This window comes from Bacillus sp. GMa5/1, from assembly GCF_050172015.1.
GTDB classification, from domain to species: Bacteria; Bacillota; Bacilli; order Bacillales; family Bacillaceae_G; genus Bacillus_A; species Bacillus_A cereus.
In genome coordinates this window covers 1-17,914 of sequence record NZ_JBNLYC010000035.1, presented here as the reverse complement: position 1 = coordinate 17,914, position 17,914 = coordinate 1, and the positions used below count along the sequence as shown (strand labels likewise).

Genomic DNA, 17,914 nt, shown 5'->3' with positions numbered 1-17,914 from the left:
CCAATTTGTTATACTGAATGTATATAAGAGATGCGGAGGCGTTTGTATGGAATGGAAGCTAGATAGTGACAGTAAAATCCCTATTTATCAGCAAGTTGTTGACTTTATTGAAAAACGTATTACATACGGAGAACTTCCTCCAGGAAGCTTCCTACCTTCCGAACGAAAATTAGCTACACAGTTAAATGTAAACCGAAGTACAGTAACGACTGCTTATAACGAACTACGTGCTATGGGAATTGTAGAAAGTACGACTGGTAAAGGTACACGTGTAAGTACACATATGTGGGGCGTTTCTCCAACATTAACGCCGAACTGGAGAAATTTCGTAGAAGGCGGTACGTTCTTACCAAACTTACCGTTACTTCGCCATATTCGGGCAGAAGTACAACAAAATGAAAATATTATTGATTTCGCAAACGGAGAACTCGGTTGTAATCTCTACCCACACGATCAACTACAAACAATTTTACGAGAACAACCGTTAACACATTCATTAAGTTATGATCATCCACAAGGCTATCTTCCGCTGAGACAAGCGGTTGTAAAATATATGAGGGAATATTTAAAAGTTGAAGCAACTGAGCAATCCATTATGATTACATCTGGCGCACAGCAAGCACTTCACCTGATCGTACAATGTTTATTAAATCCAGGTGATGCTGTTGCTTTCGAAAGTCCTTCACACTGTTATTCCCTGCCTCTATTCCAATCAGCAGGTATTCGTATTTTCCCATTACCTGTCGATGAACATGGGATTAACCCAGATGATGTACAGGAGTTATATAGAAAACACCGTATTAAAATGATCTTTTTAAATCCAAATTTCCAAAACCCTACGGGAACGATGCTTCATCCAAACCGTAGAAAAAAACTATTATCACTTTGCGCAGATTTACGAATTGCAATTGTTGAAGATGATCCGTCCAGTTTACTTACGCTAGAAAAGAAACAACCTTGCCCTACTTTAAAATCGATTGATGAAAATGGAACAGTTATTTATGTACATTCTTTATCAAAAATGATTGCGCCAGGATTACGAGTCGGCTGGCTCGTCGCTCCGCAATCTGTAGTAGAAAGGTTATCCGACGCAAGGCATCAAATGGAATTAGGAATGAGTATTTTCCCGCAGTGGCTTATGCAGCAGTTTTTCGAAACTGTACCATTTCAGTCGCATATCGTACCGTTACGAAAACAACTAGCAGAAAAAAGAGACGTTATTGTTCGAGCTCTAAACGAGCAACTTCATGATAAAATCTCTTTTTCAAATCCGACCGGTGGAATATACATATGGGGAAAATTAAAAGAACCGATAAACGAAAAACAACTTATTATGCAAAGCTTAAAACAAGAAATTGCTTTTATGCCAGGTAGTATTTTCGGCGCGAAAGATGGTTATATTCGTTTATCTTATGGAAAAGTGGATATTGATCAAATTGAGGAAGGTATTTCTCGTTTGCGGGAGGCTATTTTGGTTTTTGAAAAATAAATTTACATAAAGCTCTATCGTTTGACAAAAGAAAAATCTACCATTATTATCAACACGAACCTAGTTACCCCGCATTAACGGGCAATAAAACTCCCAGCTCAAAATTCAGCTGTAACAAAGAAGTTATGTGGGAGATTAACTGCCCGTAAATGCCCGATTGGTTCAACTAATAATCAGTGGAGGGTGAATCCCCCCACTGATTAAAGTTTCACTTTATAGGAGTGGTAAAAATGAAAATTTACGTTGATGCAGATGCTTGTCCTGTAAAAGATGTAATTATTTTTGAAGCTACGAATGCAGAAATCCCTGTAACCCTCGTTACTAGCTTTTCTCATTACTCTAATGCTCAGCAACCAAAAGGTGTGGAAACAATATATGTTGATTCCGGAGCAGATGCTGCAGATTACCGAATTATGCAGTTAGCAAAAAAAGAAGATTTAATCGTAACACAAGATTACGGTCTTGCTTCGCTCGCTTTAGCAAAAGGCTGTATCGTTCTACACCATAAAGGCTATAAGTATACGAATGATAACATTGAACAATTGTTACAAACACGATATTTAAGTGCAATGGTTCGAAAAAGTGGTAAACGTACAAAGGGACCGAAACCATTTACAGCAGAAGATAAAGAGAAATTTAGAGAGCTCTTTAAAAGTATGATCGCACTTTAAAAATGAATCGTCTATTTGCAAGGAAAACTTCGCAAAACAAAGAAGAGAATATCGTAATGAACATTCTCTTCTTGAGGTTTACCCTTTAAAATGAAGGTAAATTATCTAAGTTATTTTCTTTTATTCCATCAGGTTCACTACGTATAATATCTCTGCCATACTTATGAAATACGTCCACATGAGCTAACTTCCCTGATTTTGCTTCACTAAGAGCAGTCATATAATCTAACTCTCTCCCGCTACTTGTTTTAAAAGCAATCAAATCACCTTCATCATTTTTACGAACAGCAACAATTTGTTCTGCTCCTGAAGTAACTTCCTGAGCTATTTCAAATTGAGCTTGCTCTTCCCCTTGATGTAAATAATCATTATATACTTTTTCAAAGTCTTTTTTGTCCATTAAACTCACCTCCAAAACATTTTATTAGTATGGTTGGGAGGTGTTGGTTTTATGTAATTTTCTGTTAGAAAAACGAATTTTTAATACCTACGCAAACCCTTCAAAGTTTCCAATATATCATCTGTAAAGGCTGTACTACCTTCTGTCTCTAAGACTCTGAAATAAAAACTTCTTAAGAAAGTTCTAATATTTTGTACTAAAATAGCATGCTGCGGATGTCGGATGTCTTCAACCGTTGCTATACTATGTAGCCAATTGCTCCACTCTTCTTCAGTTAAAAGATTTTGGTTACGTAACGACATAATTGGTGCTACTAATCTCTCATCCTCAAAGTGAATGTATACGTAGTCATGTAAGCGGACCTTCTGACGAACGGCAGCTAGTATTGCATATGAGAACTCACGATTTTGGATTGTACGTGCTAAAGCATCGAGTGCATCTGCTGCATGTGCAGTAGAGTGCGCCCAGCCTTTCCCTTCTACATAGCCCCTTACATCTTCTTCTAAATATACATATTCCAGCACTTGTTCTGCTACACTGTACAGTTGTTCTTCGGATAACAACGGTTCTCTTTCATGAACAGATAAAATAAGTGGTGGAATTAATACGGAGAATGCACGTTTAAATACAGAGTCTGTTCCCTTTTCACCAATTTTATAAAATAAATAATCAGGACTAATTGCTTGTAACATTAATCCTCTTAACTCTTTTTGTCTAAATACATCATTTGTAATCCATGTGTGAAGCGTACTATAAATTAAATCATCACGTAATTCAGCATCAGGTGATCCGATATAATCTAGCATCCACTGCGCATATGGATATGCATCTACGTCTTCTGGTACAGCATAATTATTATTTTTAATTTGTAGTAGTTCTTCTTTTAGTTCTAGTACTTCTGTCATTTTTTTATCCCCTTTAAATTTCTCTTCCTAAATTATTCCCTATTAGTATCATAAAATTAAACCCATTCTTAACGCAATATAAAATGGAATCATTAATTATCTTCACTATGTAACAGTTCTTCCAATGTTGCTTTAACTTCTTCTTCTAATTCATTAATCGTTCCGCTATAAAGTGTTCCTATGCTACTACTTTTTCGATATCCTTGGTAATAATACCAAAGCGAAATAGTACAGACTTCCCATGATTTTGAAGCATCATATTCAAAATTAATTTCTGATCTATATTCATACTCTAAACAATTCTTAGATGTTAGTTCTTCTAATTCATCACCGTCTATATCTCTTTTAATTGACAGCTTCAAATTTAATTTACCATTTTGCGCAAAACGTTCTTCATATATTTTTTGATACTTACTGCAAATGTCTTCACTTATACTCTCTAGTTCCATTATTTTTTGTTTTAACTGTTCATTTATCTGTTCATTTTTGATTTCTAAATATTGTTCATCCTTCTCTTCATTCACTTTATTATTTTTTTGAAACCATCTAAACAAATGTTCATTCCCCCTATATAAACTGTATTAATGTCTTTTAAATAGAACTACTGGATCATCAAATTTACTATTTTCAAATAAAACATCTGCAAGTTCTTTCGGATTATGCTCATCTATATACATTTTACAAGCCGCGTGATACCTGTTTAAAAACATCTTCTCTGCTTCTTCATAACTTCCAAAAGCTTCAGTTTCCCGCTTAGCACCACGTTTTCTCGCAATCTCAAAATTTGTATCTACAAAGATTTTGTAATCAAATAAATGCGCAACGTCTTTTTTCAATAGAAACGTTCCATCTACTATTAATATCATATTTTTCGTGGCCAATAGCGGCTCATTATGTACAGGCATATCCGTTATTAAGTTATGAGAAATCGTTTCATATTGTAAATTCCCGTTAGGTCCTAAAGGCATTAATAATCTTTCTTTGAAAGCTGTATAATCGTGTGCATCTTCATAATACCCTCTTGCAGATTCTTTTCCTTTTGCATAGCGAATCACTCTTGGATTATGAAAATCATCAATGCTGGCGCGTGTTACTGGTAATCCTCGTTTTTTTATTTCTTCCGCTAGTTCGTTTGCAAATGTTGTTTTTCCTGAGGCTGTAATACCGCTTACTCCAACTCTTATTGGATGGGTTAAGTTTAGCTTTACAATATGATCTGCAATTTCTTTGATTCGTTGTTTTCGGTTCATGATATCTCCCTTTATAATTAGTTGACATAATATAATTATAGATAATAATTCATGTCACTATTTGTCAGTAAATTGATATACTTTCTCGAATCGCTGATATCTCGAAAAAATCATTGATATATTTTAAGTTATGATAGATATATTTGAAAAATCGTTGATATATTATTAGCTTACTTTCCCTTAAACCCTCGATATAAAGCAGTCCGTAATTCTTGTTTGTATTCTTCAATTTCTGGCATTTCGAGTTCTTCTGCTAGTCTGATAGCTAATTCAATATCATACGGTACTCGTACAAGTTGAATAGAAAAGCTCGCTGCTTCTTTTTCATTGTAAGTCCCTTCAAATATTAAATAGGAAGCTTGCGTTATTTCAAGCGGGTTTCCTACGCTACCGGCATTACATAACGTTTTCCCTCTGAAATTTTGAACGAACGCTTGGTGAACGTCACCGTAACAAACGACATCTGGTTTTCTTTCCCCTTCTATATTTTCCGTCAGATCACTATTTTCGAACATACTAATACGTTCTTCTCTTGAAGCGTGTGGTTGAATTCTTTCATATAAACTTCTCGGTGAAGCGTGAAACATACGAATGAATTTCCCACTCATATAAAACTCGATTGAAAATGGTAAGTTTCTTAAATAGTCATTTTGTTCTTCCGATAATTGTTTTTGATGCCATTTCAATGCTTCAAATTCAGTCGGCTTTGTAATAAAATCATCCCAGTTTCCCATTACGACTACTTCACATTCTTTACGAATGATTTCAATTGCTTCACTGGAATGAGGTCCTTTTCCTACTAAATCTCCAAGGCAAATAATGCGCTCGATTCCTCTTAATTTAATATCATTCAACACGGATTCTAATGCTTGAATATTACCGTGAATATCTGAAATTACTGCTATTTTATCCATATAAATTACTCCTTTATTTATTAAATTCGCTTGATTGATACCATTTTGGAATATAAGATGAAAAATGATTATGATCTTCTAAAATTCCATTTAATCTTTCCTTCATATCATCTAATAAATATGGTGTGCTTCGGTTTGTCCATACGATATCAGCCGGGAATATCATTGCTGCATATAATGAGTACAGTTTCCAAAAATGTAGATCAGGTTCTCCTCCGCAATAACCGTGAACTTGTCCAATCACAAATGGTTTGCTTATTCTTATAGTAAAAATCGCTACGTTATAAAAATCGTGTATTGGATCACCAAAATCATATCCACCAAAATCGATAACGATAAATTCCTTATTATGAATCATGCTATTTGCTGGATGGAAGTCATCATGTAAAAATCTTATTGGACGATTTCCCAATAAATCTTTATGATTTTCTACAAAGGTTAATACTGGCTTCAAATCCAGAAAATTCACCTCGTAATCTGTTAGTGCCTCTATGTATCTTTCGTATTTATTCCATCTAGATGTTTCCCATTTATTACTTGCACTTTCTCTTTCAATTGAGTGAATCCTCTTTAATACTTCCCCCGCTTTGCTTCCTGCCTTATACTGTTCTTCCACCGATAACTTCGTTAAACCTTCTTCACCATTTATACCTCGGGTCCATTCAAATACTTGAACACATTTATTTAATTTCTCAATTATTATGAAATGAATTAACTTGGGTGTTGGAATATGTAATGACTCTAATTGTTTCATATACGTATATTCTTCTTGTTTACGTTCAAAATGAACAGCATCACATACTTTTACAAAATAGGTTTCTTGATTCTTTAATTCAATTTTATACTTCTCTTCATGTGAAAAACCTTTTGAAATAGCTGTACACGTTGCAATACGAGGCCATTCTAGTATTCTCTCTATCTCTCTAAGCATTTCTTCCACAACGTTCACCTCTATTAATATATGTACAAACTACCTAGCACTTCATGCTCTCGTTTATTTCCACCTTTAAACTCTACTGCAAATGGATATTCACCATTCTTATTCAAATGTTCTAGCACTAGCCCTTCTCCAATCGGTTCACAGAACTGCACATGAATATCTCCAAATACTACACTTTGACACTCGGCATTCCATTTTTCATTTTTCACAACTGAGCTTGTAGATAGCTCCATTACTTCTTTCCATTTCCGTACTGTTTCTCGAACATTTTTTACTGCGTAATGAATCGTTTCAATTTGTTGCACTTTGTTTTTATGTTCAGTAATCGTCCCACTGTTACGTAAATCGTTTCTTCTTTCTTCGTCCGTTTCATTCCACTGTATAAAGAAAGGTAATTTCGGTCCGTTCTCTTCTTGCTTAACGAATAACATTTTCCATTCTAAAAGTCGGCCATCTTTTCTCATACGTTTCCCTTCAAATGGCCCTATCGTATGTAAGCCGTACTTATTAAAGTTAACTGCTAGCTCCTCAATTGCATCTGTTCGGATCGCGATTTGTAGCATTCCTTCTCCATTTTGTAGTTTCACCACTGTTTCTTGTACTAATGGATTTTCTGCTTCTTTCGCTTTTTCTTCATGTTGAACTGCTAAAAATTCTATATATGATAAATCAAAATAACTTAAACTATTCCAAGTACCCCAATTCGTATGCTCTCCGCCTAATACAGTATGAAATCCAAGTTCCTGTATTTGTTTTGCCGCTTCCTCCGGTGTACCATGAACTGTGTGAACGAGATGATCAAATCGTAACATGTCTTTCTCCCCTTTCTCTCCATCCTTTTATTGTATATTTTATTTTTCTTTCATTCAATTCAAAAACTTTAAAACCCAGTTGATTTATACGATTAATATGTATTATAATGAAACAAATTTAATTATTGCTGATTGGAAAAACCAAAGGCACTTTTCTCATACGGGAAAAGTGTCTTTTTCATTTATTATTACAGGGGGATTATTTATGCAGAAATTAATTGTCTTTGCTATTATTGGATTTTTCGCTCAATTGATCGATGGAGCACTCGGAATGGCGTATGGGGTAACGTCTACTTCACTATTATTAATGTTTGGTATTGCACCGGCTGTAGCTTCCGCATCGGTTCATTTAGCTGAAGTCGTTACAACTGCAGCTTCTGGCGCATCTCATATCAAATTTGGAAACGTTGATAAATATACAGTTTCCAGGCTTACATTACCTGGGGCAATCGGAGCATTTGTTGGGGCATGTTTTTTAAGTAATTTGCCTGGAGATGTAATCAAACCGTACATTTCCGTATTTTTATTTACTTTAGGAGTTTATATTTTATTACGATTCATCATTCAAAAACAAATTGTCACTTCAAATAAGCGTATGTCTGCAAAACAACTTGTGCCGCTTGGTTTATTCGCTGGATTCGTTGATTCAACTGGTGGCGGTGGTTGGGGGCCGATTACGACACCCGTTCTTCTAGCAAGAGGAAATGAAGCTAGAAAAGTTATTGGATCTGTAGATACGAGTGAATTTCCTGTTTCACTCGCTGCAACAATCGGCTTCTTCATCTCACTTGGCTGGGAACAAGTAAGCTGGGTTTGGGTATTTGCCTTAATGCTTGGCGGTATTGTCGCAGCTCCAATTGCTGCATGGTTAGTCCGCATCGTTCCGCCCCATTTACTTGGCATATTAGTTGGTGGTCTTATTATCTTCACAAATATTCGTACACTGCTTTCTACATTTAAAGTGGATCCAACTATTATTTCACTTTCTTACGTTGCAGTTGGTCTTGTCGTTATTATTTCTATTTTCATTGCTGTTCGAAATCATTCCAATCGTCCTAACGCATCAACGGCTGAGTATCCAAATGATCAGAAGCAAATGCTACCATAACTATAAAAAAATACCGCTCAATTTAGAGCGGTATTTTTTATTTTTCTATTTTCCAATTAATCATCGTTTCTGTAGCATTTACTCTCTTCATATGTAACTTTTCTAAAACACGCATCGAACTATAGTTATCTAGGAGTGTCTCTGCAATTATTGTTTCTACCTCTCCTGTTTTGAAAGCCCAATCGATTAGTTCTTTTACAGCTTCTGTTGCATAGCCCTGATTCCAATATTTCTCAATAAATCCATAGCCAATTTCTACTGTTTGATCCTCGTTTGGTTTCCCTTTAAATCCAATATCACCTAAAACGCTATCATCTTCTTTCCGAAAAACATACCACGCCCCCCATGGTAATAAAGCCTCATCTTGTTTCACATTCTCTACATGCCCTACAATATGCGGACCGCTATTATATCCTTGCTCGTTAGCAACTTGAATCCTCTCTTCTGTACACGGCACTATATAGAGCCTTTCTGTTTCTAATTTCATTTTGATTTCCCCTTTTTGCTTAAACGTTACTCTAATTATAACAAATAATATGACTTTATCATGAATGTCGAATTATATTTTTCTGAATTTCCTTTTTATTTAGAGGGTTTTTCAATATTTTTTGCGAAACATTTGTATAACAATTTTTTCTTTGCTTATTGCTACATAATAGTAGGTTCGGGTGGAGTTTTGCAAGCGTTTCCTATACAATAACCGATATTTTTTGACTTTTCCTAACAAAATATCTTGCAATATATTCAGAAAGTCATTACAATTGCCATATATTAAAAATCTTAGCAATATATAAATCCTCATCAATCCGATGAGGTAGAGGTTGCGACTTTTAATAGTAAAACGGACGAGACACAGAGAATGTCACTGACTCCGTTTGAAAGGAAAAGTTGCCGAAGTTTATATTTCTTCTCTGGAAATATGAGCTGGGGCTGTCTCCGAAAGGAACAGAACTGTCACGTTTACAAAATTACCGTGTAAACGTGGGGTGCTATCTTAACGGAAGGGTATGATGGGGTGGTTATTTGTGAAACGTTCCGCCAAATTCCTTTGGCGGTTTTTTGTATTTTTCTCCCCCGCTCCTTCCTAACCTACAAGAAAAGGAGTGTTGAACATGAATAGCGCAACAAATCAATCTACCTCTAAAACGCAAACTACACAAGGACAAGGTGAATTAAAACGCGGATTAAAATCGCGTCACCTTACGATGATTTCTCTCGGTGGTACAATCGGTACCGGACTATTTCTTGCCAGCGGTGGTGTAATCCATTCAGCTGGTCCTGGCGGTGCACTAATCGCATACGCCGCAATTGGAATTATGGTATATTTCTTAATGACAAGCTTAGCTGAACTTGCAGCTTACATGCCTGTTACTGGATCTTTTAGTACGTATGCAACAAAATTTGTTGATCCATCACTTGGTTTTGCACTTGGATGGAACTATTGGTATAACTGGGCGATTACGATCGCTGCTGAACTTGCAGCCGTAACATTAATTATGAAATTTTGGTTCCCAGATACCCCTTCTCTTATTTGGAGCGGATTATGTTTAGCTATTATTTTCCTTTTAAACTATTTATCTGTTAAAGGGTTTGGTGAATCTGAATATTGGTTCGCACTTATTAAAGTAGTTACAATTATTATCTTTTTAATTGTTGGCTTTATGATGATTTTCGGAATTATGGGGGGCGAAACTGTTGGATTCAAAAACTTCACTGTTGCAGATGCACCATTTAACGGCGGTATCATGGCAATTATCGGTGTATTTATGGCAGCTGGTTTCTCCTTCCAAGGAACTGAATTATTAGGAGTAGCTGCTGGTGAAACATCTGATCCAGAACGTAATATCCCAAAAGCAATTCGTTCAATCTTTTGGCGTATTCTTTTATTCTATATCCTTGCGATTCTCGTTATCGGTTTATTAATTCCTTATACAACTGAAAGTCTTGCTGCAAGTGATGTAACAGTAAGTCCATTTACACTTATTTTCGAAAAAGCGGGCGTTGCCTTTGCTGCTTCTGTTATGAACGCTGTTATTTTAACTGCTGTACTATCTGCTGGTAACTCTGGTATGTATGCATCAACTCGTATGCTTTGGGATTTAGCTCGCCAAGGAAAAGCACCAAAGTTTCTTGGTAAATTAGATAGCCGCGGGGTACCTGTTAACGCATTAATCGTAACATCGATTGTCGGTAGTATCGCTTTCATTGCTTCTTTATTCGGTGACGGTGTTGTATACATTTGGTTATTAAATGCATCAGGAATGTCTGGCTTTATCGCTTGGGTCGGCATTGCAATTAGTCATTACCGTTTCCGTAAAGCATATATTGCACAAGGAAAAGATTTGAAAGACTTACCATATAGAGCAAAATGGTTCCCATTCGGTCCACTCTTCGCATTTACACTTTGTATCATCGTAATTTTAGGACAAAACTACGGGGCATTTATGGGTGAGTCAATCGACTGGAACGGCGTACTCGTTTCTTACATTGGTTTACCACTCTTCTTAGTACTATGGTTAGGATATAAATTTACGAAAAAAACAAAAGTGATTCCACTTGATAAATGTGAACTAAAATAAAGTGAAACGAGCAAACAAATTTGTTTGCTCGTTTTTTGTTGCAAACCTCTTTGCTTCCCTATTGCTCCTGTTTTTGCCATAATAGAAGAAATATAATTAAAGGTTGGGATACAATGAACATTCGCATTACTGATGAAGCAAAAGCAGCTATACATAGATTAGAACGTAAAGACAAAAAGATCATTCGCATTAGAGGGACATTGACAAACTCTTGTAGTATTTTCGTTGATGTCAATTTAATTTGGGATACATATAACGCAGATGATGTTGTATATGAAGATGCAGATCTTATCGTACAAATGGATTCATTCACGAAAGACTACACTGGTGATACGGTAAAACTTGATTATAAGACGACAGGTTTTAGTATTACGACTCCGAGTGAGACGTTAGTTTATGGATTGTCGATTAAAAAATAAAAATTGTTTTCATTTGACCACCGAGGTGAAAAAATGGGTAAATATGTTCCGTTAAAATTTTTATTTAACGAAAAATTAGCAGAAAAAATGGCTGATTCTATTTGTAAACACGATCCTACTTTCTCTAAAAGAAACTTTGTATCTTCCGTAACATGTAAAGTTGAAAATTTAGAGTTAAAGCAGCGTATTGAAGTAATAGCAGATGAATTACATAATGCATTACAAAAAGATTTTAATGAAGCAATACATATATTACTAAAAACATTAGGCCCAGAAAATACAACAGAAGTAGGCACATTTACAAACGGATATATGTACATGCCTCTTGCAAAATACGTTGAAAAATATGGACTTAACGACTTTGAAACCTCATTCAACGCCATGTATGAAATAACGAAAAGAAATACTGCTGAATATGCCATTCGGCCTTTTCTTCAAACATACCATGAAGACACACTAGACATATTGCAACAGTGGATTTATGACGAAAACAGCCACATTAGAAGATTAGTTTCTGAAGGTACAAGACCAAGGCTTCCTTGGGCTAAAAAAATAGGAGCTCTAAAAGATGATTTTAAGTACAATTTACAGCTTCTTGAACCATTAATGAATGACCCTTCTAAATATGTTCAAAAATCTGTAGCCAATCATATGAACGATATTACGAAAGAAGATAAAGAACTCGTTTTTCAGTGGTTACAGCAATTACGTGATAAACAGCATCCTATTAATCCTTGGATTATAAAACATGGACTAAGAACAGTAATAAAAAGTGGTACTTTACCAAAAAATTTTTCTTTTTAAGTATTTTAAACAAAACCGCTTATGCTTCAAAAATGAAGCATAAGCGGTTTTCCTTTTGAATACAGAAATAACAAACATAAAAAGTACTTTAAATTTCTTCTTTATATCATTATTTTACTAACTCTTCTATGTTATTACTTTCCTTAATTTTTTCGGATGATAGCCAGAGTGAATAACTTGTTCCATCCTTGTTCCTTAAATATATGTTAAATTCCTTATTATATAGTTCTTCTTTAAGAATAGTGACTACCTTTCTCAAATCATCTATTACATATGGATCATTTCTATATTTTATCTCACTGTCATTGAAAACTAATGTCAATTCATACTCTAGACAATTGCCGTCTTTCGGGTGTGGACAAGTAATATCCTCAATTTCAAAACGATCATTTTGAATTTCATTTAACCTTACGCCTACTTTTGTTTCAGTTTGAACCAAATATGTCCAATAACCGCTTACTGTGTTTTTCATTGTTAAAAGCAGTTCTTCTTTCGTTATAGCTTTTTGCACATTTTGAAAAGGCAAGCCTATAGATTCACCATTATAATCCTCAATTTCAAGTGTTGTTATCTTTCTATTACTCTTCTGAATGAATTGGATTAGAGCATATAAACGATCTAATTCTTTTGATTCAAATTGACTGTAATCAATCTTGTCACTCATTTTTAAAGTTAATAATAACTTATCCGTTGGTTTCTCCTCTATATCATCATCCACTATATATTGAAAAACATTTTTATTTTCAGGTTCCACGTAACCTAATTTTTTAATTTCTTCTAGCATTGGTTTAAATTTCTTATATTCCTCATATGTTTTTTTTCCGTATTGATATTCATCACCTTTTATTCTTGAATATAAGAAGCCATCTACCTCTACTCTAAATTGAATATTTTTGTTATTTTTTGCTTGAACAGTATGATATGTATGCCCCATATTCCCTTCGTTTATAGCACCCCAATGTGTTACAATCACATCAATTCCGTGCTTTTTTTTCACATATTTTTTCACCTGATCGTCATCTTTATAATTACACCCACTTAAACATAAGAAACATAACAATACTAACATTACATTTTTCATTCTTTTCATATAGCACCTTGCCCTCTTTTCGCATAAACAAAATATTCCATATATAAAGAATACTAAATCGCTGAATGTTTTCAAAGAATTAAAATATTTTTACACTCGGTTTATATATCTATTTCTTTTATTAATGGCGCTAATAAGTTTTAATATTGATAATCGAATATAATAAAAAGAAACCTAAATTTAAGGTTTCCCATTTTTACCAACAATTTAAATTTTAATAGATATTTTTTAGCCAAGTAATAATTCGTAGTACCTGAAACGACTCAAACCAAGTAATGAAAAACAGGAAAACAAAGAAAGAGATAAGTGATATGAATTTTAATCTTCCATCTTCACGTCTAGCAATCGCTATAATACTCAGAACCACTCCAATTAAAAAAGAAATATATCCTAATAGGATAATAGGCTCAGAATAGCTATCTATTATCCTATTTAATCCAAATAATAACATTCCAAAAGTCATCAAGGTTATTGAAAACAAACTAAATTTTTCCATAATTCAACCTCCAATATAATTTTACTATTTTATGGAGAGAATAGTTTTTTTATGCGTATGGATGAACAATTACACTATAAAATTAGATAACTCAATTTATTTTTTCATTAAACAACTGCCTTCTTTTATACCCTCAAAGGATTTTCACTCAATTAACCCGAATATATAAATAACAATTCTCACAAGGAGTAACTTTATATGAATCTATTCGAACACGAAACATAAAACCGTTCCACTTTAATAAGAGGTCCTCCCTTTTTCTTTTCTCATCATATCATCCATTAAAAAAATAGGAGGACATAATTATGAAACGTAATCCATTATTTTTAACTTTATTAGAAAGTGCAAATACACATTTTAGCGGCTGGGATTTTTCTTTCATTTCAGAAACAGGTCGAATGAAGAGCGAGCCTTTATCGTGGTCATACGGCAGTACTGCTTTTCAGCTTATGCAACGTGCAGAATCAATGCTCGATATGGGTACTGGCAGCGGAGAGTTTTTATCTATGTTACAACCGTTCCCGTCAACTATATTCGCTACTGAGGGCTACGCTCCAAATGTGCCAATTGCTCGAAAGAAATTAGAGCCTTTAGGGGTTACCGTTGTAGAAGTGACCGATGATACTGCTTTGCCATTTCAAGATGGTCAATTTAATTTAATTATAAATCAACATGAATCGTATGCTGCTTCTGAGGTAAACAGAATTCTTTCTCCAAGTGGCGTTTTTCTTACACAACAAGTTGGCGGTCTTGATTGCGCGGAACTTAATGAGCAGTTTGGCTCACCACTAAATAGCGAATTTGCAAGTTGGTCTCTCGAAACCGCATGCAGTGAGTTAAAGCAAAATGGATTTACTATCTTAGATGCAAAAGAGGAATTCCCTTTCCAACGCTTTTATGACATTGGCGCTATCGTCTATTATTTAAAAGCGATTCCGTGGCAAATTCCTGATTTTACTGTTGAAAGGTATTGTGAGGAATTATATCGTATACATGAAATCATCGTACAAAAAGGTTATTTTGATGTGAAGCAACATCGTTTTATGATTAAGGCGATTTGTAGCTAACAAAAAGAGGTGGCAAAGCCACCTCCTTTTTGCTCCGTTTACATATGTTCTCTACTCTTTCATAATAAGAAAAGTTATATCATGCATATTACAATTATGACCAATGAATTGTATTTCTGAAACATATAATCACCTCGCATAAGTGAAACTTTAATAAGTGGGGTTTTGCTCCTTTCCCACTTATTCTATTATTTTCATTTTTGAAAAAGGATAATATACAAATTCCACCTTGCCAATTATGTTATCTTCTTCAATATATCCTAAGCCATTTCGACTATCTCTACTTACTTCGCGGTTATCTCCCATTACAAATAACTTATTTGGCGGAATTTTTGTCTTTTGAAAGTTATAAAACACTTGTGTGTTGTTAAATAAATCTTTGTTTGTATATGGTTCTTCTTGCTTTTTATCGTTCACATATACCTTTCCGTTCGTTATGTTAATTACATCACCAGGAAGCCCTATTACACGTTTCACATAATATTTCGATTCATCCGCTTCCTTTATAATGACAATTTCTCCGTGTTGTAAATTAGAAAGACGTACTACTGCTTTATTTACAAATACGTAGTCTTCTTCATATAAAGTCGGCTGCATCGATTCCCCTTCCACCTTACATAAAGTAAAAGAATGGTAGCCTATGACTATCACCAATATAAATAGTATGTACTTTCCCCAGCCTCTCTTAATCTCCTTTTTCATATCCATTCCCACCTTATAAAGCGCTTTTTAACTCAAAAAATATATCACTGCACAATATGTTTCCATGCAGTGATACTATTTTTACTGTGCCTTGTTCGGTTGTTCTACTGGAATTGAATTTGTATTTGATCTATTTGTTTTTAATTCAAAATACGCATCCAAAATCTCTTTACCAATCGCAGAATTAATTCCTGATTTATCATCATTCACCCATGGTACAACAACTGAAAAAGCTACTTCCGGATCAGCATCATATGGTGCATAACCGGCAAGAGTTAAATTATAACATTTTTTTCGGTTGTTGTTCTCATCTCTTCCAATATCACTTTCTCCACCATATACTGTCTCAGCTGTTCCTGTTTTTCCCGCTGGTTTATATGGTAGACCTTTAAACGTTCCGGTACCTGTTCCGTCAGCTTCTTGAAAAACTCTTCTAAATCCTTCTTTTACATGATTAATGTACGAAGTGTCCATATCCACTCTATTTAATACAACTGGTTCAATCGACCGAACGACTTTTCCTACATCCTCTGGTCTATTCGGTTGCTCTCTAACTTCTTGTACAATTTGTGGTTTCATTCGGTAACCGCCATTTGCAATGGTTGAAATATATTGCGCAAGCTGAAGCGGCGTATATGTATCATACTGTCCAATCGCGTAATCAAGTAAAAATCCAGGTATGTTATCAGTTCTACCTACTTGACCGATTGATTCATTTGGCAGGTCAATACCAGTCGACACACCTAGGCCAAATTGTCTAAAATAGTAGCGCATTTTATTAAATGTTTCTTGTTTAATGTCTAATGGATTGTTTGGGACATAATTAATGCCTGCCATTTTTAAAGCCGTATTAAACATATAAACGTTCGATGACACTTGCAAAGCTCTTAAATCATCAATATCCCCAAATTCTTTCCACGATTTCTTCGGCTTAGAACTTCCTTTAAAATACATTGGCGCATCAAAGAAATGTGTATACGGCTTAATCGCTTCTGTCTGATATCCAGTTAATAAAGTAGCACCTTTTACAGTTGACCCTAACTCATAAGAACTTGTCATCGTTCCTAATGCATAATCTTCTATTTGCATACCGCCATCTTTATTTACAATTTTCTTTCCTGCCATTGATAAAATTTGACCGTTTTTCGGATTCATCATTACTACGAACGCACGATCCATCATCGGCTCTGCAGCATGAAAGGCTCGTAAATTCTTTTCAAGGCTTCCCTCTACTCTTTTCTGTAAATCCATATCGACTGTTAACATCAAGTTATTTCCACTTTTTCCTTCAGTCACTTTTTCTGTTCGAACAATCTTCCCTGCTTTATCCATAATATTTTTAGACTGTTCTTTCGTTCCATGTAGTGCATCTTCGTATTGTTTTTCAATGTAACTTTTACCAATACGGTCGTTTCGATTATAATCACGAACTAAATAATAATCTAATTGTTCTCTTGGCAACCCTTCATTTTCATTAGAAACGCTACCTAGTATAGAGCGCAGTATTTTATCATTTGGGTATTCACGTTCCCAATCTATTGTTGTATCTACCCCCGGTAAACTTGCCAACCTTTCACTAACGACAGCATATTCATTTTGACTTACATCTTTTTTAACGATTTGCGGCGTCATTTTATATCCCGCATTCATTTTGCTTTTAATGGCTAGTACTTCTAGGTCTTCTTTTGAAAGTTCACTTAATTCTTCTTGTGTAATTCTTTCCCTACGTAACTCTTCAACTTTTTTATCTAATTCTTTCCCTTCTATCTCCTGCTTTCTAAATTTACTCTCATCTTCTTTCGTTACTTTCGCTGCTGCCCGCTTTTCATTTAACTGCATCCAAAAATCCTTTTTATCTGTTTCTGTTAACTTGTCTATGTCCTCTTGCGACATTTCAATTAGTTTGGCTAAATCTCTTGCTACTTGTAAAACTTCTTTCGAGTCTACTCCTCTCATTTTCGTATATGTAACGGTTCGCAATGGTTTATTATTTACAATAACGTGACCTTGCCGATCAAACATTTTCCCTCTAGGAACGGGAGTGCTTACCGTTACATCTTCCTTTTTATTTACTTCATTTCTATACGTTTCTCCATCAATGATTTGTACTTTACCTAATTGAATTATAATAGCTGAAAATAAAAGAAAGACAATAAAAAATAGTACATTTAACCGAAATGGAATATGAGTCTTTTTCTTTTTCGATAGTTTTTTCTGCTCCTTTTTCTGTCTCATTTCGCTCCCTCGCTTCATTCTATTAACATTTCT

Annotated in this window: 19 protein-coding genes and 1 riboswitch; of the genes, 7 read left to right on the top strand and 12 right to left on the bottom strand. The window is 34.7% G+C overall.

Annotated elements, in window-relative coordinates; all coding sequences use genetic code 11:
* Positions 1 to 46 precede the first annotated feature (46 nt).
* Both ACQGSG_RS11260 and ACQGSG_RS11255 read left to right on the top strand, forming a co-directional pair.
* Positions 47 to 1,489, top strand: a complete 1,443-nt coding sequence (locus tag ACQGSG_RS11260) for a PLP-dependent aminotransferase family protein (protein ID WP_325843143.1) — start codon at positions 47 to 49, stop codon at positions 1,487 to 1,489.
* A gap of 230 nt (positions 1,490 to 1,719) precedes the next feature.
* Positions 1,720 to 2,160: a YaiI/YqxD family protein gene (locus tag ACQGSG_RS11255; RefSeq protein WP_000708769.1), complete on the top strand. Its 441-nt coding sequence runs from the start codon at positions 1,720 to 1,722 to the stop codon at positions 2,158 to 2,160.
* 85 nt (positions 2,161 to 2,245) lie between these two features.
* Here the strand turns inward: ACQGSG_RS11255 and ACQGSG_RS11250 are convergent, their stop codons facing one another.
* The 7 genes from ACQGSG_RS11250 to ACQGSG_RS11220 form a co-directional block, all read right to left on the bottom strand.
* A complete protein-coding gene (locus tag ACQGSG_RS11250) occupies positions 2,246 to 2,560 on the bottom strand; it encodes a DUF3892 domain-containing protein (RefSeq protein WP_000358163.1) in 315 nt (104 codons plus the stop codon).
* Positions 2,561 to 2,640: 80 nt separating this feature from the next.
* A complete protein-coding gene (locus ACQGSG_RS11245) occupies positions 2,641 to 3,465 on the bottom strand; it encodes a DUF2785 domain-containing protein (RefSeq protein WP_325843144.1) in 825 nt (274 codons plus the stop codon).
* Positions 3,466 to 3,557: 92 nt separating this feature from the next.
* Positions 3,558 to 4,019: a hypothetical protein gene (locus tag ACQGSG_RS11240; RefSeq protein WP_325843145.1), complete on the bottom strand. Its 462-nt coding sequence runs from the start codon at positions 4,017 to 4,019 to the stop codon at positions 3,558 to 3,560.
* Positions 4,020 to 4,046: 27 nt separating this feature from the next.
* Positions 4,047 to 4,715: a uridine kinase gene (locus ACQGSG_RS11235; protein ID WP_001080551.1), complete on the bottom strand. Its 669-nt coding sequence runs from the start codon at positions 4,713 to 4,715 to the stop codon at positions 4,047 to 4,049.
* A 170-nt stretch (positions 4,716 to 4,885) separates the two neighbouring features.
* Complete coding sequence (locus ACQGSG_RS11230) at positions 4,886 to 5,629, bottom strand: metallophosphoesterase family protein (protein WP_000357653.1); 744 nt, start codon at positions 5,627 to 5,629, stop codon at positions 4,886 to 4,888.
* A gap of 13 nt (positions 5,630 to 5,642) precedes the next feature.
* A complete protein-coding gene (locus ACQGSG_RS11225; RefSeq protein ID WP_325843146.1) occupies positions 5,643 to 6,569 on the bottom strand; it encodes an aminoglycoside phosphotransferase family protein in 927 nt (308 codons plus the stop codon).
* A gap of 14 nt (positions 6,570 to 6,583) precedes the next feature.
* Positions 6,584 to 7,381 (bottom strand): VOC family protein, encoded by a 798-nt coding sequence (locus tag ACQGSG_RS11220; protein WP_058839144.1) that lies wholly within the window; start codon positions 7,379 to 7,381, stop codon positions 6,584 to 6,586.
* Positions 7,382 to 7,586: 205 nt separating this feature from the next.
* On the opposite strand from ACQGSG_RS11220, the gene ACQGSG_RS11215 reads away from it, so the two are divergent.
* Complete coding sequence (locus tag ACQGSG_RS11215; RefSeq protein WP_098596171.1) at positions 7,587 to 8,489, top strand: sulfite exporter TauE/SafE family protein; 903 nt, start codon at positions 7,587 to 7,589, stop codon at positions 8,487 to 8,489.
* Between the two features lie 37 nt (positions 8,490 to 8,526).
* Here the strand turns inward: ACQGSG_RS11215 and ACQGSG_RS11210 are convergent, their stop codons facing one another.
* Complete coding sequence (locus ACQGSG_RS11210; RefSeq protein ID WP_000764599.1) at positions 8,527 to 8,976, bottom strand: GNAT family N-acetyltransferase; 450 nt, start codon at positions 8,974 to 8,976, stop codon at positions 8,527 to 8,529.
* 320 nt (positions 8,977 to 9,296) lie between these two features.
* Positions 9,297 to 9,489: riboswitch (Lysine riboswitch) on the top strand.
* A gap of 112 nt (positions 9,490 to 9,601) precedes the next feature.
* Between ACQGSG_RS11210 and ACQGSG_RS11205 the strand changes: the two genes are divergently transcribed.
* The 3 genes from ACQGSG_RS11205 (at position 9,602) to ACQGSG_RS11195 (ending at position 12,291) form a co-directional block, all read left to right on the top strand.
* On the top strand, positions 9,602 to 11,068 hold the full coding sequence (locus tag ACQGSG_RS11205; RefSeq protein WP_001083384.1) for an amino acid permease: 1,467 nt from the start codon (positions 9,602 to 9,604) through the stop codon (positions 11,066 to 11,068).
* 113 nt (positions 11,069 to 11,181) lie between these two features.
* Positions 11,182 to 11,487: an iron-sulfur cluster biosynthesis family protein gene (locus ACQGSG_RS11200; RefSeq protein WP_325843150.1), complete on the top strand. Its 306-nt coding sequence runs from the start codon at positions 11,182 to 11,184 to the stop codon at positions 11,485 to 11,487.
* Positions 11,488 to 11,520: 33 nt separating this feature from the next.
* Positions 11,521 to 12,291: a DNA alkylation repair protein gene (locus tag ACQGSG_RS11195; RefSeq protein ID WP_325843151.1), complete on the top strand. Its 771-nt coding sequence runs from the start codon at positions 11,521 to 11,523 to the stop codon at positions 12,289 to 12,291.
* A gap of 109 nt (positions 12,292 to 12,400) precedes the next feature.
* On the opposite strand, the gene ACQGSG_RS11190 is transcribed toward ACQGSG_RS11195, so the two are convergent.
* Together ACQGSG_RS11190 and ACQGSG_RS11185 are read right to left on the bottom strand one after the other, a co-directional pair.
* Complete coding sequence (locus ACQGSG_RS11190) at positions 12,401 to 13,381, bottom strand: hypothetical protein (RefSeq protein WP_000827153.1); 981 nt, start codon at positions 13,379 to 13,381, stop codon at positions 12,401 to 12,403.
* 214 nt (positions 13,382 to 13,595) lie between these two features.
* On the bottom strand, positions 13,596 to 13,877 hold the full coding sequence (locus ACQGSG_RS11185) for a hypothetical protein (RefSeq protein ID WP_048568583.1): 282 nt from the start codon (positions 13,875 to 13,877) through the stop codon (positions 13,596 to 13,598).
* Between the two features lie 305 nt (positions 13,878 to 14,182).
* Between ACQGSG_RS11185 and ACQGSG_RS11180 the strand changes: the two genes are divergently transcribed.
* Positions 14,183 to 14,944, top strand: coding sequence for a class I SAM-dependent methyltransferase (locus tag ACQGSG_RS11180; protein ID WP_325843155.1), 762 nt, complete (start codon positions 14,183 to 14,185; stop codon positions 14,942 to 14,944).
* A 180-nt stretch (positions 14,945 to 15,124) separates the two neighbouring features.
* Here the strand turns inward: ACQGSG_RS11180 and lepB are convergent, their stop codons facing one another.
* Together lepB and ACQGSG_RS11170 are read right to left on the bottom strand one after the other, a co-directional pair.
* Positions 15,125 to 15,646 carry a signal peptidase I gene (lepB, locus tag ACQGSG_RS11175; protein ID WP_001986493.1) on the bottom strand — a complete coding sequence of 174 codons (522 nt, stop codon included), beginning with the start codon at positions 15,644 to 15,646 and terminating at the stop codon, positions 15,125 to 15,127.
* Between the two features lie 81 nt (positions 15,647 to 15,727).
* On the bottom strand, positions 15,728 to 17,881 hold the full coding sequence (locus tag ACQGSG_RS11170) for a peptidoglycan D,D-transpeptidase FtsI family protein (RefSeq protein ID WP_214632040.1): 2,154 nt from the start codon (positions 17,879 to 17,881) through the stop codon (positions 15,728 to 15,730).
* Positions 17,882 to 17,914 lie beyond the last annotated feature (33 nt).

Excerpts from the sequence above, each read along its gene's own strand:
- ACQGSG_RS11180 (WP_325843155.1), top strand. The coding sequence starts at position 14,183 with ATGAAACGTAATCCATTATTTTTAACTTTATTAGAAAGTGCAAATACA.
- ACQGSG_RS11235 (WP_001080551.1), bottom strand. The coding sequence starts at position 4,715 with ATGAACCGAAAACAACGAATCAAAGAAATTGCAGATCATATTGTAAAG.
- ACQGSG_RS11210 (WP_000764599.1), bottom strand. The coding sequence starts at position 8,976 with ATGAAATTAGAAACAGAAAGGCTCTATATAGTGCCGTGTACAGAAGAG.
- ACQGSG_RS11230 (WP_000357653.1), bottom strand. The coding sequence starts at position 5,629 with ATGGATAAAATAGCAGTAATTTCAGATATTCACGGTAATATTCAAGCA.
- ACQGSG_RS11250 (WP_000358163.1), bottom strand. The coding sequence starts at position 2,560 with ATGGACAAAAAAGACTTTGAAAAAGTATATAATGATTATTTACATCAA.
- ACQGSG_RS11190 (WP_000827153.1), bottom strand. The coding sequence starts at position 13,381 with ATGAAAAGAATGAAAAATGTAATGTTAGTATTGTTATGTTTCTTATGT.
- ACQGSG_RS11170 (WP_214632040.1), bottom strand. The coding sequence starts at position 17,881 with ATGAGACAGAAAAAGGAGCAGAAAAAACTATCGAAAAAGAAAAAGACT.
- ACQGSG_RS11200 (WP_325843150.1), top strand. The coding sequence starts at position 11,182 with ATGAACATTCGCATTACTGATGAAGCAAAAGCAGCTATACATAGATTA.
- ACQGSG_RS11255 (WP_000708769.1), top strand. The coding sequence starts at position 1,720 with ATGAAAATTTACGTTGATGCAGATGCTTGTCCTGTAAAAGATGTAATT.
- ACQGSG_RS11245 (WP_325843144.1), bottom strand. The coding sequence starts at position 3,465 with ATGACAGAAGTACTAGAACTAAAAGAAGAACTACTACAAATTAAAAAT.
- ACQGSG_RS11205 (WP_001083384.1), top strand. The coding sequence starts at position 9,602 with ATGAATAGCGCAACAAATCAATCTACCTCTAAAACGCAAACTACACAA.
- ACQGSG_RS11220 (WP_058839144.1), bottom strand. The coding sequence starts at position 7,381 with ATGTTACGATTTGATCATCTCGTTCACACAGTTCATGGTACACCGGAG.
- ACQGSG_RS11195 (WP_325843151.1), top strand. The coding sequence starts at position 11,521 with ATGGGTAAATATGTTCCGTTAAAATTTTTATTTAACGAAAAATTAGCA.
- ACQGSG_RS11215 (WP_098596171.1), top strand. The coding sequence starts at position 7,587 with ATGCAGAAATTAATTGTCTTTGCTATTATTGGATTTTTCGCTCAATTG.
- lepB (WP_001986493.1), bottom strand. The coding sequence starts at position 15,646 with ATGAAAAAGGAGATTAAGAGAGGCTGGGGAAAGTACATACTATTTATA.
- ACQGSG_RS11185 (WP_048568583.1), bottom strand. The coding sequence starts at position 13,877 with ATGGAAAAATTTAGTTTGTTTTCAATAACCTTGATGACTTTTGGAATG.
- ACQGSG_RS11260 (WP_325843143.1), top strand. The coding sequence starts at position 47 with ATGGAATGGAAGCTAGATAGTGACAGTAAAATCCCTATTTATCAGCAA.